Annotated in this window: 17 protein-coding genes; 8 read left to right on the top strand and 9 right to left on the bottom strand. The window is 58.8% G+C overall.

Translation table 11 applies throughout. From position 1 onward, the window contains the following. Positions 1 to 62: 62 nt before the first annotated feature. The gene (locus AB4O36_RS06680; protein ID WP_460122667.1) at positions 63 to 1,019 is read left to right on the top strand and encodes a LysR family transcriptional regulator; all 957 of its coding nucleotides are present in this window, start codon (positions 63 to 65) and stop codon (positions 1,017 to 1,019) included. Positions 1,020 to 1,087: 68 nt separating this feature from the next. Beyond that, positions 1,088 to 1,549: a MarR family winged helix-turn-helix transcriptional regulator gene (locus AB4O36_RS06675; protein WP_460122665.1), complete on the top strand. Its 462-nt coding sequence runs from the start codon at positions 1,088 to 1,090 to the stop codon at positions 1,547 to 1,549. Positions 1,550 to 1,609: 60 nt separating this feature from the next. Here AB4O36_RS06675 and AB4O36_RS06670 read toward each other — a convergent pair whose 3' ends face one another. Then, positions 1,610 to 2,545, bottom strand: a complete 936-nt coding sequence (locus AB4O36_RS06670) for an IS110 family transposase (protein ID WP_460121494.1) — start codon at positions 2,543 to 2,545, stop codon at positions 1,610 to 1,612. 495 nt (positions 2,546 to 3,040) lie between these two features. On the opposite strand from AB4O36_RS06670, the gene AB4O36_RS06665 reads away from it, so the two are divergent. Continuing rightward, the gene (locus tag AB4O36_RS06665; protein WP_460141312.1) at positions 3,041 to 3,460 is read left to right on the top strand and encodes an organic hydroperoxide resistance protein; all 420 of its coding nucleotides are present in this window, start codon (positions 3,041 to 3,043) and stop codon (positions 3,458 to 3,460) included. A 34-nt stretch (positions 3,461 to 3,494) separates the two neighbouring features. Beyond that, a complete protein-coding gene (locus AB4O36_RS06660) occupies positions 3,495 to 4,505 on the top strand; it encodes an alpha/beta hydrolase (protein WP_460141311.1) in 1,011 nt (336 codons plus the stop codon). A gap of 187 nt (positions 4,506 to 4,692) precedes the next feature. On the opposite strand, the gene AB4O36_RS06655 is transcribed toward AB4O36_RS06660, so the two are convergent. Then, complete coding sequence (locus AB4O36_RS06655) at positions 4,693 to 5,262, bottom strand: elongation factor P (RefSeq protein ID WP_003226785.1); 570 nt, start codon at positions 5,260 to 5,262, stop codon at positions 4,693 to 4,695. Positions 5,263 to 5,310: 48 nt separating this feature from the next. Beyond that, positions 5,311 to 6,462, bottom strand: coding sequence for an elongation factor P maturation arginine rhamnosyltransferase EarP (gene earP / locus AB4O36_RS06650; RefSeq protein ID WP_460141310.1), 1,152 nt, complete (start codon positions 6,460 to 6,462; stop codon positions 5,311 to 5,313). 135 nt (positions 6,463 to 6,597) lie between these two features. Here earP and AB4O36_RS06645 point away from each other — a divergent pair, with 135 nt between their 5' ends. Both AB4O36_RS06645 and AB4O36_RS06640 read left to right on the top strand, forming a co-directional pair. Further along, positions 6,598 to 7,005 (top strand): hypothetical protein, encoded by a 408-nt coding sequence (locus AB4O36_RS06645; protein ID WP_460141309.1) that lies wholly within the window; start codon positions 6,598 to 6,600, stop codon positions 7,003 to 7,005. A 2-nt stretch (positions 7,006 to 7,007) separates the two neighbouring features. Then, a complete protein-coding gene (locus AB4O36_RS06640; RefSeq protein ID WP_460141308.1) occupies positions 7,008 to 7,490 on the top strand; it encodes a GreA/GreB family elongation factor in 483 nt (160 codons plus the stop codon). Positions 7,491 to 7,496: 6 nt separating this feature from the next. On the opposite strand, the gene cysB is transcribed toward AB4O36_RS06640, so the two are convergent. The 5 genes from cysB to AB4O36_RS06615 form a co-directional block, all read right to left on the bottom strand. Then, complete coding sequence (cysB, locus tag AB4O36_RS06635; RefSeq protein WP_460122654.1) at positions 7,497 to 8,471, bottom strand: HTH-type transcriptional regulator CysB; 975 nt, start codon at positions 8,469 to 8,471, stop codon at positions 7,497 to 7,499. 113 nt (positions 8,472 to 8,584) lie between these two features. Continuing rightward, positions 8,585 to 9,088: a universal stress protein gene (locus AB4O36_RS06630; RefSeq protein ID WP_460122652.1), complete on the bottom strand. Its 504-nt coding sequence runs from the start codon at positions 9,086 to 9,088 to the stop codon at positions 8,585 to 8,587. 95 nt (positions 9,089 to 9,183) lie between these two features. Then, positions 9,184 to 10,089: a 5'-nucleotidase gene (locus tag AB4O36_RS06625; RefSeq protein WP_460141307.1), complete on the bottom strand. Its 906-nt coding sequence runs from the start codon at positions 10,087 to 10,089 to the stop codon at positions 9,184 to 9,186. Positions 10,090 to 10,113: 24 nt separating this feature from the next. Next, positions 10,114 to 11,070 carry a putative 2-dehydropantoate 2-reductase gene (locus tag AB4O36_RS06620; RefSeq protein WP_460141306.1) on the bottom strand — a complete coding sequence of 319 codons (957 nt, stop codon included), beginning with the start codon at positions 11,068 to 11,070 and terminating at the stop codon, positions 10,114 to 10,116. Next, on the bottom strand, positions 11,067 to 11,453 hold the full coding sequence (locus AB4O36_RS06615) for a YbbN family protein (protein ID WP_460141305.1): 387 nt from the start codon (positions 11,451 to 11,453) through the stop codon (positions 11,067 to 11,069). Before AB4O36_RS06615 ends, AB4O36_RS06620 begins: the two co-directional genes overlap by 4 nt. On the opposite strand from AB4O36_RS06615, the gene AB4O36_RS06610 reads away from it, so the two are divergent. Both AB4O36_RS06610 and AB4O36_RS06605 read left to right on the top strand, forming a co-directional pair. Beyond that, positions 11,452 to 11,895: a PilZ domain-containing protein gene (locus AB4O36_RS06610; protein ID WP_460122645.1), complete on the top strand. Its 444-nt coding sequence runs from the start codon at positions 11,452 to 11,454 to the stop codon at positions 11,893 to 11,895. The two genes, AB4O36_RS06615 and AB4O36_RS06610, sit on opposite strands and share 2 nt — an antisense overlap. Positions 11,896 to 12,055: 160 nt before the next feature. Continuing rightward, on the top strand, positions 12,056 to 13,132 hold the full coding sequence (locus AB4O36_RS06605; RefSeq protein WP_460122643.1) for a 3-deoxy-7-phosphoheptulonate synthase: 1,077 nt from the start codon (positions 12,056 to 12,058) through the stop codon (positions 13,130 to 13,132). Between the two features lie 61 nt (positions 13,133 to 13,193). On the opposite strand, the gene AB4O36_RS06600 is transcribed toward AB4O36_RS06605, so the two are convergent. Then, positions 13,194 to 13,481: a GNAT family N-acetyltransferase gene (locus tag AB4O36_RS06600; protein WP_368559053.1), complete on the bottom strand. Its 288-nt coding sequence runs from the start codon at positions 13,479 to 13,481 to the stop codon at positions 13,194 to 13,196. Positions 13,482 to 13,743 lie beyond the last annotated feature (262 nt).

Genomic DNA, 13,743 nt, shown 5'->3' with positions numbered 1-13,743 from the left:
GGCGGGGAAACGCACAGCAGCGCACAATGGCTGTGCCAAATTCGCACAAGCAAAAGTGACACATGAACCCCACGCAACTGACTGGGCAACTCGGGCTTTTTCTCGATGTCCTTGAAACGGGCAGCTTCTCTGCGGCCTCCCGCCGTCATCCGCTGACGCCGTCGGCGGTGGCACGGCGCATCGACAGCCTGGAAACCGCTGTTGGCAGCCAATTGTTTATCCGCAGCACCCATGCCGTGCGCGCCACACCCGCTGGACTTGCCTTTGCTGAACGGGCGCGACGGATTGTGGCGGAGTTGCAGTTGGCCCGCGCCGAAGCCGTGTCCCTGAGCAGCGCGCCGGAAGGCCTGATCCGCATCGATGCCCCCGCCGCATTCGGGCGTCGCCATCTGGCGCCGGTGATTGCAGATTTTCTCATGCTATACCCCGGCCTCGACGTACAACTGCACCTGATCGACAGCTTTGTCGACATGCAGGGGTTGAATCTAGGCAAGGTCGATCTGGTGCTGCGTGCCGGACAGATGGCCGATACCCGCCTTGTCGCCACACCGCTGGCAAGCATGGTGCGTATTGCGTGCGCCAGCCCCGACTACCTGAAACGTCGTGGCATGCCGACCGACCCCGCGCAACTGATCGAACACGACGGGCTCGACTGGGATGGCCTGGCCCCGCCGTTCGCCTGGCGCTTCGAGCGAGATGGACAACTGCATCTGCACCGCCCGGCGCGCATCCGCATGAGCGCCAATAATGCCGAGGCGCTGGTGTGCGGCGCGCTCGCCGGTTTGGGGATTGCCCACTTACCCACTTGGCTGGCCAGCGAGTACCTGCTGCGCGGTGAGTTGCTACCGCTGTTTTGCGACAACGGATTGCCAGCACCAGAAACGACGGGGATCTACGCCCTGCGCCTGGAACAGCAATCCAACACACGCAGTCGCCTGTTGCTGGAATACCTGAAAACCCGATTCAGCCCTGTCCCGCCGTGGGATCTGGCCTTGCAGCGCAACCTCGACCGACATTAGGTCGAAATTGTCTGGCGCATTAAACATTGGACCGCTAGATTCAGCAGACCATTTACCAAGGTTTTGAAATGACCATCGACCGCGACACCCAAGACAATTGCGACGACTTGCTGCTGGATAACCAGGCCTGTTTCGCCCTGCATTCCACCTCGCTGCTGATGACCAAGGTCTACAAACCACTGCTCAAGGCACTGGACCTGACGTATCCGCAGTACCTGGCAATGATGGTGTTGTGGGAAGAGGACGGTTTGACCGTAGGCGAGATCAGCACGCGACTGCTGACCGATCCCGGTTCATTGACCCCGCTGCTCAAGCGCCTGGAAGCCGAAGGCCTGCTCAGCCGCACCCGCAGCCGCGAGGACGAGCGGGTGGTCATTGTCGAACTGACCGAACAAGGTCGGGCCCTGCGAGACAAGGCCCGCAACATCCCCCAATGCATCCTGGGTGCCAGCGGCATGACGCTGGAGCGATTGCAGAACCTGCAAAAGGAACTGCAAGTGCTGCGCGGTAATTTGCAGGACAGTCTTTAAGACTCCTCCGATCCTGCTGCCCCTGTGGGAGATTCTATGTTGCCCGACAAGTTTGAATTCTCAAGCTGACAGGTATTCGCTCTGATTTTTCATCAGGGCGAATGCCACTCGGCAGAGCTTTCGGGCCAAAGCTACCAAGGCCTGGGTTTTCGAGAAGCCTCTGACCAGATATGCCTCGTAAAACGGCTTCCATTTGGCCGAGCGACACGCCGCCATTGCCGCGTTGTAAGCCAAACGACGCACCTCCGGATCCCCTTTTTTGGTCAGGGATCGCAGCCCATTTTTCTTGCCGGAGTCATCGACCGCCAAGTCCATCCCTAGAAACGCGATGAATGCATCGCCGTTCGCAAAATCTCCCCGTATATAGGTCGCCGCCAACCCCGTTGCAGTTAGCTCTCCAACGCCTTCTATGGCTTTGCAGCGCTCGATATTTTCCTCAATTCCTGCCTCCTTACTGACCTTGCGCAGCAGTTTCTGGATAGCCTGATCTGCCTGCTTGAATGCCTTCTGTTGAGCGGTTTGTAGCTTTTTCAACAGAGGTTCACTGGTCCAACTCAACATCAGCCCAGTATGGTTCTTGATCAGCGTTGCCCGCCTGTGAAGAAGGCTCTTCAGTGTGCTGTAGGCTTTGGGCGGCGGGGTCCAGATCCGCAATTTGCTTTGTTCGCTCTCCAGGTAACGCGCCAGCAAGCGTGCATCGCAGGGATCATTCTTGGCTCTTTGACCGACTCCACGGCGGTAATGGCTCACACGATAAGCATCCACTACGTAGACCTGGTGGCCCATTTCGTGAGCCAGCTCGACCGTGTCCAAGTGGTAAATGTTGGTGGCTTCAAGTGCTATGGCACTTTGAGCTGGCAGCGTTTTAAGCCAACGTTTGAGGGCTGCTCGCTCGTTTTTAATGGATTCAAGGGTTTGCTGATCAGCGCGGTAGACAACGATCTCGGCCTTGGCGACATCGATACCGACAACCGTTTGCGAAGTAAGGATTGTCATAACAAATCCTCGGAGCTAGGGTTTAGGTGCTTGTTGGGGTCTACCGTTGCGCTGGCTTGTCTCTATCGTCGGTTAACCGATGAATTCCTTATCGGCGCTTTGGGTAGAAGGGGTGGGAGGAGAAGTCTCCCACGGTCTGTACTGGTCAGAGTCAGAATCGAGTCTGTAGTCCCACCCCACCCCTTCAAGTCTAAACATACAAGCGAGCCTGCTCGCGATTGCGTTGCCACATCCAGCATGGAAGCTGACTGACGCACTGCATCGCGAGCAGGCTCGCTCCCACAAAAGTCAAAATCTTCGCAACAAAAAAATCCTGTCAAAACCGCTCTAAATCAACCATCCCAGCCCATCTAACCGCTGCTGGAGGCAGTACAGCGCATTTTTTTCAACAATTTATCTTGCGCGCTAACTATTGGCGCGCTACATTCACCTCGCACTTAGTTAACGCGCAAACATTTAGCGCGAAATAATCCAACTCCGAACGAGGCTTACATCATGCAAACTCTCTACACCGCAATCGCAACCTCCACTGGCGGCCGTGACGGTCGTGCGGTTTCCAGCGACAACATCCTCGACGTCAAACTCGCTACCCCAAAAGAGCTCGGCGGTGCCGGCGGCGCAGCCACCAACCCTGAGCAACTGTTCGCCGCCGGTTACTCGGCCTGCTTCATCGGCGCCCTGAAATTTGTTGCCAGCCAGACCAAGCGCAGCATCCCGGCAGATGCCTCGATCACTGCCCATGTCGGCATCGGCCAGATTCCTGGCGGTTTCGGTCTGGACATCGACCTGCACATCAGCCTGCCAGGCCTGGAACAAGCCGATGCACAAGCGCTGGTCGACGCCGCTCACCAGGTTTGCCCGTACTCCAACGCCACGCGTGGCAACGTTGATGTGCGTCTGCACGTGGCCGTCTAACTGCTGGTAACCCAAGCCCGAACAGGAAAAGAACATGAACACTTTCAGCAAAGTCTTGACCGGTACCCTGCTCGCTCTGTCCGTCCACAGCGCATTCGCCGGCGACGTTGAACACAACACCCAGGCGTTCCTGGATGTGTTGAACGCCGGCACCGGCAAACCGATGGAACAGATGCCCCCCAAAGACGCCCGCGCCGTGCTGGTGGGTGCGCAATCGGGGGTGAAGCTGACGCTGCCAAAAGCCGATGTCAGCGAGAAGACGATTCAGGTCGACGGACAATCGATCAGCCTGACCATCGTTCGGCCGGCCGGGGTCAAGGGCGAGCTGCCGGTGTTCATGTTCTTCCACGGCGGTGGCTGGGTGCTGGGGGACTTCCCGACTCACGAACGACTGGTACGTGACCTGGTGGCGGGGTCGGGGGCAGCGGCGGTATTCGTCAATTACACCCCCTCGCCGGAAGCGCATTACCCGGTGGCCATCAACCAGGCTTACGCCGCGACCAAGTGGGTGGCCGAGCACGGCAAAGACATCAATGTCGACGGCAAGCGCCTGGCAGTGGCCGGCAACAGCGTCGGCGGCAACATGGCAGCCGTTGTCGCCCTGATGGCCAAGGACAAGGGCACGCCTGCGATCAAGTTCCAGGTGCTGCTGTGGCCGGTGACCGACGCCAACTTCGACACCGGGTCCTACAACCAGTTTGACGAGGGGCACTTCCTGACCCGCAACATGATGAAGTGGTTCTGGGACAACTACACCACCGACGCCAAACAGCGCAACGAGATCTACGCCTCGCCGCTGCGCGCCACCACCGCCCAGCTCAAGGGCCTGCCACCTGCCCTGGTGCAGACCGCCGGTGCCGATGTGCTGCGCGATGAAGGTGAAGCCTATGCCCGCAAGCTCGACGAAGCCGGCGTTCCGGTGACCTCGGTTCGCTACAACGGCATGATCCACGATTACGGTTTGCTCAACGTCGTCAGCCAGGTGCCGGCAGTGCGCTCGGCCATGCTGCAGGCATCGCAAGAGCTCAAGGAACACCTGAAATAATCACCCACCCGCCGTCCCTGTAGGAGCGAGCTTGCTCGCGATGCAAGTCCAGAAAACGCGGAGAACCAGATACCCCGCGTTATCGTTGACGACCATCGCGAGCGTGCTCGCTCCTACAGGGGGACGAAACAACAGGCACAAAAAAGCCCGACTCAATGGTCGGGCTTTTTCATTCCTCAAGCAGTGCTTATTTCGCACGGCCTTTGTAGGAACCGCCTTCGCGGGTATCGATCTCGATCATATCGCCGATTTCGATGAAGTCAGCAACCGACAGCTCGGTACCGTTCTTCAGTTTGGCAGGCTTCATCACCTTGCCCGAAGTGTCACCGCGAGCGGAACCTTCGGTGTAGTCAACCTGACGCACGATGGTGGTCGGCAGCTCTACGGATACCAGGCGCTCTTCGAAGAACACGGCTTCGCAAACGTCGGTCATGCCTTCTTCCACGAATGGCAGAACGCTTTCGATGTCTTCGGCGTTCAGCTCGTACATGGTGTAGTCAGTGGTGTCCATGAACGTGTAGGTGTCGCCGCTGATGAAGGACAGGGTCGCTTCTTTACGGTCGAGGATCACGTCGTCCAGTTTGTCGTCCGCACCGTAAACGGTTTCGGTCTTGTAACCGGTGAGCAGGTTCTTCAGCTTGGTCTTCATGATCGCGCTGTTACGGCCCGATTTGGTGAATTCAGCTTTCTGAACCAGCCAAGGATCGTTGTCGATACGGATCACGGTACCGGGTTTGAGTTCTTTACCAGTTTTCATTGCGAATATCCGAATTTGGATGGGAGTTACTAAAATCTAGGCCGCGTATCATATCCAATTTAGGTAAAACTGTACCAGCGCCGCGGCAAGATCCGCCCGCGAGGCCTGTTCCAGACACCACGCGTCAGCATGTTTTTGCAGTTCCGGCCAGTGTTTACGGGTCACCTGCCACTGATCGGCCACCGCATGGCCGCCATTCCATGCCCGCCAAAGACCGCTGATCGCCTCGCGAGCCGGGGCGGAAAGCCCTTGGGTGTACAACGTCAGGAAGGCCTCGAGCTTGTCCAGATGGATGTCTTCGTCCTGTCGATAGATATGCCAGAGCAGCGGCCGCCCCGCCCATTGCGCCCGAACGAACGAGTCTTCGCCGCGCACCGCGTTGAAATCACAGCTCCACAACAGTCGGTCATATTGATCCTGGCGGACGAATGGCAGCACTTGCACGGTGACGGACTCGCGCCGGTGCACAGCACCCGGTGCCAGGCCATCGACCCCAAGCCAACGCTGGACATCGCCCAGAATCCGCCCTTCCGGCACCAGCAGGTGCGTCGGCAACGCGTCTGCCGCCATCACGTCCAGCCAACTGGCCAACCCCGGGTTTTCGTAGGCAAACAGCGAGATCAATTGCGCATCCTGCGCGGGATGGATCCCTAGACTGAGTAGGAATTCTCGTTGAGCCTCGGGGCTTTGCTGAAAATGCCGACGCTGCTCAAGCAAGCCGCTTTCACGCAACAGGCCACCGGTGCCCACCTGGAACCCGGGAAAGAAAAAGTATTTCTGTACGTTTTTGTACTTCACTGACGGCAAGCCGTGGCAGCCAATGACCCAGTCTTCGGCACTCAGGTAATCGAGGTTCATCCACAACGGCGCCTTGTCTCGTGCCGCCATGGCGTCCATGTAGGCACTTGGCAGCTGGCAGGCGAAAGCGGCGATCACGACATCCGAAGCATCCGCAACATCCGTGGGCAGCCAGTCGGCTGGCCAATGGCGCACATCGACACCCTCCTGCCATTGCTGAGTGGCATGAATATCGATGCCCGGGCAGAGGCGCTCGAACGCACGCAAATCATCGACCCACAACCGCACCGCCAGCGAGTGTTCGGCCACCAGTTGTCGGGCCAGGCGCCAGGTCACGCCGATGTCACCGAAGTTGTCGACCACGGTGCAGAAGATATCCCAGCGGGTTTTCATTTCAGGCATTCCAGGTTCCCGTTGGCAAAAGCGTCGATTGTCCGCATAAATTACCCGGTGCAGAAGAGCCGACGGCGATTAATCTTCATGCGACAATCGCCACTCGCCCGCCACTTGCCCGCCACCACCCGCCAGGAGGCAACCATGCCCTACCGCACCAACCCACGTCGGACCTCGCCGAGTCGGCTCAACGCCCTGCAACTGACAGGCAGCATAGCCCTGGGTGTGTGGCTGGGATTCATTGCAATCGCATTGACCTGCTGGCTCGCCTCGCGCTTGCTATTTACCGAACAACTGGCGCCCGTGGCTCAGGCGGTGCACCAACTGGCCAACCCGCCCGTGACACAACAGGCGCCCGACCTGCCCCCTCCAAGCCCGCAGTTTGAGCAATACGAAGAAAACCTGCGCAAGAACGAACAGGCACAACGACTGGACCAGGCACGCAGCAGCAATCGCAACCTGTCCAACCCCAAATGCCAGTTCTGGCTGCAACAGGACCGAACAGCGCCCAGCGAAAAAAGCCGCGCCAATGTCCTGCAATTCTGCGATTGATCATGAACAAGACGACCGTCCACCAACTGATTATCGACAGGCTGAAAATCGATCTCGACGTCGCCGAGCGTGCCGCGCAAACCGCCTACGAAACCGCCACCCACGAAGAAAACGTCGCCGAGAACAAGTACGACACCCTGGGGCTGGAGGCCTCTTACCTGGCGACCGGGCAAGCGCGACGCATGGAAGAAATCAGGCAGTCATTGACGCTGTGCCAAAACCTGACGCTGCGGGCCTATGATGATCAGCGCGGCATCGAAGTCGGCGCGCTGCTCGGCCTGGAGGACGAAACGGGTCGTGAACAATGGCTGTTCCTGGCGCCCGACGCGGCAGGCTTGAAAGTCGACCTGGTGGGCCAACTGATCACGGTCATCACCCCTCGCTCACCGCTGGGCAAAAGCCTGCTGGGCAAATTCGAGGGAGATGAAGTGGAGATTGTGGTGGCGGGCGCTCGGCAACAGTTCTCTGTCACCGAGGTCATTTGACAGCGATCAGTGAACGGGCAACTCGACGCCATCGAACAGTTCTTCGAGTTCCTGCTTGTTGTGGCACGCAATGGCCTTGGCCATGACTTCACGGGTCAGGTGCGGGGCGAATTTCTCGATGAAATCGCACATGAAGCCACGCAGGAAAGTGCCGCGACGGAAACCGATCTTGGTGATGCTGGATTCGAACAACTCGCTGGCGTCAAGCACCACCAGATCGTTGTCCAGCTTGGTATCGACCGCCATTTTCGCCACGATGCCCACACCCAGCCCGAGGCGCACGTAGGTCTTGATGACGTCGGCGTCGGCGGCGGTGAACACCACTTTAGGCGTCAGGCCACGATGGCTGAACGCTTCGTCGAGTTTCGAACGGCCAGTGAAACCGAACACATAAGTCACGATCGGGTATTCAGCGAGGGCTTCGAGGGTCAACTTCGGCAGCTTGGTCAGCGGGTGGCCGTGCGGCACGACCACGCAGCGGTTCCAGCGATAGCACGGCATCATTACCAGGTCGCCGAACAACTCCAGTGCTTCGGTAGCGATCGCGAAGTCGACCGTTCCATCAGCCGCCATTTCAGCAATCTGCATGGGTGAACCCTGGTGCATGTGCAGGGCAACTTCCGGGTACTGCTTGATGAAGTTGCTGATCACCGGCGGTAATGCATAACGGGCTTGGGTGTGGGTGGTGGCGATCGACAGGGTGCCTTTTTTCTCGTTGGAGAATTCCTGGGCGATCTGCTTGATGCTTTCCACCTTGCGCAGGATCTCGCCAGCGGTGGTAATGATGCGCTCGCCAGCCGGGGTGACGCGGGTCAGGTGCTTGCCACTGCGGGCGAACACCTCGACGCCCAATTCGTCTTCCAGCAGGCGGATCTGTTTGCTGATGCCCGGTTGCGAGGTGTAAAGACTTTGGGCGGTAGCGGAAACGTTGAGGTCGTGGTGCGCCACTTCCCAGATGTAGCGCAATTGTTGAAGCTTCATATCAATCCCTCAAAGCAGGTAGACGCCACGGGCATCAGCGACGGTATATAACTATATTAATGGCTTGAAGAATAAATCTAGAACTTTTTAATCAAATTGCCATTATTCGTGTTCTAGCGATCCCCTCGGCGCCGGCGTTCCGCCAGCGGCACCAGATAGACCGGGACCGGAGCCAACTGCAATACCCGCGCTGCGGTCCTGCCCAAGGGCGTTTCCGCGCCAGCACCATGGCTATGACTGCCTAGGATCAACAAATCCACAGAGAGTTTCTGTGCCTGATCAAGAATGACCTGCGACGGATCGCCCTGGAGCACCCGCACCGCTTGAATCCTTTCCAGATCCTGCTCTCCTTCACCTCCCAGCTCTTCGCGAAAACTGTCGAGCACGCGCTGCTCGATATTGGCAATGACCGTGTTCAAGCCCTGACTGTGGAATTCATTCAATGCGCGCTCATCGAGGTAGCTCTGCAACACCGATTCGGCAAACAGCCCCATGGGTTCAACCGCGTGCACGACATACAGGTCGGCGTTGAAGGTTCGAGCCAGCGCCAAGGCATGCTGCATCACCACAGGTGCATACAGGCCCAGGTCAGTGGCATACAGCATCGAACGAATCATAGGATCTCCTCGCAATGCCAACATGGCGGAGATTGATTCAGCTTAGCAGTGCGTTGACGAGTACGACGCCTTGCGTAACACGTTGAACCAGCGGCTTAAACTTTTTGCTCGTTGCTTATGCCATGAGGCACATGGCCGGTAGCGACCACCTCACGGGCCAGCTCACAATGGCCTGCCTGATCATCGAAAAACACGTCGGCGGCGAAAGCTTCAAGGAACGCCGACTTGGTCAGGCCGCCGAGAAACAGCGATTCGTCCAGGCGAATGTCCCATTCACGCAAGGTGCGGATCACCCGTTCATGGGCCGGTGCCGAACGCGCCGTGACCAGCGCCGTGCGGATCGGACAGGCGTCGTCGGCAAACTCACGCTGCAACAGATTGAGCGCCGCCAGAAACCCTTTGAACGGACCGCCACGCAATGGCTGGCGGGCGCTTTCGCGCTCGCTGGCCTGAAACGCTTCCAGGCCACCCGCCTGGTAAATGCGTTCCGATTCATCAGAAAACAGGACGGCATCACCGTCAAAGGCAATCCGCAATTCATCGCTCTCGGCGCGGCTGGCACCACCGGAAAGAATGGTTGCCGCCGCAAACCCGGCGTCCAACGCGCTGCGCACGTCTTCGGCGTGGGTGGACAGGAACAGGTCACAACCAAATGCCTTGAGATACGGATACGGGCTACGGCCACCGACGAACGCCGCACGAGAAATGGCCAGCCCGTAATGATGAATCGAGTTGAATACACGCAGCCCCGTGTCGGCACTGTTGCGCGACACCAGCACCACTTCGACCCGGGCGCGACCCAGTCTGGCATTGAGGTTGAGGAGTTTTTGCACCAGCGGGAAGGCATCGCCGGGTTCAAGGATTTCATCCTCGTGCTCGATCTGATACTGCCGATAGGCCTCCACACCGCTCGACAGGTACACCTTGTGACTCTCGCTCAGATCAAACAGCGCGCGCGAAGAAATCGCCAGCACCAGCTTGTCATCAATCGTCTTGGCCATCCCCTTCCCCCTTGGCTGATCGACTCAAGCGTTGCGTCGATCGATAAAACTCAAACTCTGGTACAGCGCTTCGACCCTCGGCATCTCGCACCCTGCCGCCTTGGCGGCTGCCAGGGGCCTTGCATAAATCGCGGCCAGTTCCAGCGGGCGTTTGTACAGATAATCGTGGTACATGCTCGGCCAGTAGTCAGGCATTTTTTCGGTCATGGTGAACAGGTGATCGGCATAACCGGACGGCACTTCGTGACCACAGGCGATTGCGCCTTGCACCACTTCAGCCATCAGCGTTTTGATCAGTTCACGGCTGTCGGCATCGGCCATCAACGGCGCAGTACTCGCCCCCAGCAAAACCGACAAGCCGTTGTAGGGAATATTCCACACCAGTTTCTGCCAGCGGGCCTCATGAAGGTTGGGCATGCCGTGAGCGTCGATCCCCGATGCCAGGAACAGGCCGACGCCCTCCTCGACGATCGCCGCCCGCTCCCGCTCACCGGCGGCCGGGCCACTGTGATAGCCCACGCGCACCGTCCCCAGTGCCTGATGGGTGATGACGCCCGGGCCTTCACGGTGGACACAGATGTAGCAGAGTCCACCCAGGATGTGCATGGACTCGGGCAGCAAATCGCGCAGGCTGTCCTCGACATCGAGGCCATTTTGCAACAACAGCACCTTGGCGTCTGGCGCAGCGGCACCCAGTATGGCCGGCACCAGATCGGCGTTGCTGGTGGTTTTCGCCCCGATCAGCAACCAGTCGCAGGGCGGCATGTCTTCGGCGGACGAATAGGCCTGCACGGGATTCAGCGCCAATGTGCCATGCACGGCGCTGTCCAGGTGCAATCCGCCCTCTGCCACCGCCGAAAACTCGCTGCGCAACAGAAAATGTACATCGAAACCAGCCCGCGCCAGCATCAATCCGTAGAAACCACCGATCGCCCCGGTCCCGATGATACCGATGGTCGGTTTTGCGACTGTTCCTGTCATGGCAACTCCTCTGCGGTTGTTCGCAGCGCCAGCCCAATGGCCCGGTTGAGCTCAGTGGCGGTCAGGCGCGACTTCAATGCCCCGAAAAACTCACCGTCGCGCACGACATACAGCGCCGGCAAATGAAAAACCTCGTAACGCTCGACCAACCCACCATTGTTACCCGCATCGATCCAGCACAGGCGATCGACGTGCAGCTTCAGCCCAGGCAATTGCTCCCGGGCAAAACGGCAACCGGAACAGCCGACGCTGGTGAAAATCAGCAGCGAAACGCCGCTCATTGCCAGTAACCGCTGGTCGGCGTCGAAATCGGTCAATTCTAATGCGGCCACTATACTGGGGGAAATAATGTCAGATGGCCGACACATGGAGTCCGTGCTCATGGGACGCTTCATTCCTCATCCTGACGATGTACCGGTGGAGTTGACGCTGCTCAAGCCAGAGTGCATTTCGCGGCAACACTTGCACTCTATCAGCCTCGGGGGCATGGCTTGCAATTACCACCGCGCCTGGCGCCACGGCACGGCGCTGGAAGTGCGCATGCCAACGCTGAACCCCGACCTGCGCTACCTGGGTTATGTCGCCTGGTGCCTGCGACGCAAGCGTGGTTACCTGGTGGGTATCGCCTTCGTCGATGAGCAGATGATGTTCACGGCGCGAATGGGTGAGCAGGTGTGTCAGATCGAACGCTACTGCCGCCTGCACGATGCCCATGACGACCTCCAGGAAACACAGGCCCTGGCCCTGGAATGGGTCCAGCAACATGCCGATGAGTTCTCCCACGACACCGTTCACAAGGCATTTGCCCAGGCGGTGGCAGACTGAAGGGTCATCAATTGGTGGGAAATGCCCGTAAAACCGGCGTCTGCCCATTGTCGAGCTACGGTGTAACGCGCTAAGGTTCCGCTCCCCGACGCGCTTAATTTGCTGTGCTCCGCCGCGCGGGTTCGCTGGCGGCCGGCACCCGTGACCTGACGAGTAAACGATGGCTGATTTACCGATCAACGACCTGAACGTCTCTTCCAACGAGACGCTGATCACGCCTGATCAGCTCAAGCGTGACATTCCTCTGAGCGACGCCGCACTGCGCACCGTCACCAAGGGCCGCGAAGTCATTCGCAACATTCTGGATGGCACCGACCATCGCTTGTTCGTGGTGATCGGGCCTTGCTCGATCCATGACATCAAGGCGGCCCATGAATACGCTGAACGACTGAAAGTCCTGGCGGCGGAAGTATCCGATACCCTGTATCTGGTCATGCGCGTGTATTTCGAGAAGCCACGCACCACCGTCGGCTGGAAAGGCTTGATCAACGACCCGTATCTGGACGACTCCTTCAAGATCCAGGACGGCCTGCACATCGGCCGTCAGTTACTGCTGGACCTGGCCGAGATGGGTCTGCCGACCGCCACCGAAGCCCTTGACCCGATTTCCCCGCAATATCTGCAGGACCTGATCAGCTGGTCGGCGATCGGCGCGCGGACAACCGAATCCCAGACTCACCGCGAGATGGCCTCCGGCCTGTCTTCGGCAGTCGGCTTCAAGAACGGCACCGATGGCGGCCTCACCGTTGCGATCAACGCCTTGCAGTCGGTTTCCAGCCCGCATCGGTTCCTGGGTATCAACCAGGAAGGTGGCGTGTCGATCGTGACGACCAAGGGCAACGCCTACGGCCACGTGGTACTGCGCGGCGGCAATGGCAAACCCAACTACGACTCGGTCAGCGTCGCCCTGTGCGAACAGGCCCTGAACAAGGCGAAGATCAAGCCCAATATCATGGTCGACTGCAGTCACGCCAACTCCAACAAGGACCCGGCACTGCAACCTCTGGTCATGGAAAACGTTGCCAACCAGATCCTCGAGGGCAACCAGTCGATCATCGGCCTGATGGTCGAGAGTCACCTGAACTGGGGCTGCCAGGCTATCCCGAAAGACCTCGCCGACCTGCAATACGGCGTGTCGATCACCGATGCCTGCATTGACTGGTCCGCGACCGAGAACACCTTGCGCAGCATGCATGCCAAGCTCAAGGATGTACTGCCCAAGCGCGATCGCAACTGATCACTTTGGCTGCGCACACAAAAACGCCGGGCTGAGCCCGGCGTTTTTGTGTGCGTTCGATTTACTGACTGAGCTTGGCCGCATGGCGCTGGTGACGCTCCATGTAGCGCTCCACATAGGAACACGAAGGGATGACGGTGTAGCCCATCTGCTCGGCATACTCCAGCGCCTTTTCGGTCAAGGCTGCCGCAATGCCACGGCCACGCAGCGCGTTGGGCACGAAGGTGCGGTAGATATCCAGGGTCTGTTTCCCCAGATCCATGTAGGTCAGGTAGGCACGATGACCGTCCACATTGGTCTCGAACTGATGACCAGCCTGGTCATGGTGGATGGACAACGCCTCACTCATCACTACTCCTCGTGGGTCTTTATATGCTGACCCCTACCTTACCGATGTTTTTCCGGCGAAGGAACATCTACGCCACCCTGTGCCTCAATGGACACCGAGAAAGCTGCACCGAGCACGTATCAAATAGTAGGCACCATTGACGCAATTGCTCAAGGCACGCTCGTCTTCGCGCAGGGTTTGGCCGCAGATGACGCAGGGCAGCTCGACCGAAAATTCCCGAAGGTCGATCGCCTGCACATTGCCGGATGTTGAGACTTAAGAC

This window comes from Pseudomonas sp. S2_E01, from assembly GCF_054668365.1.
Note: the sequence above shows the minus strand (reverse complement) of the source record. Positions and strands in the feature narration are given on the sequence as shown.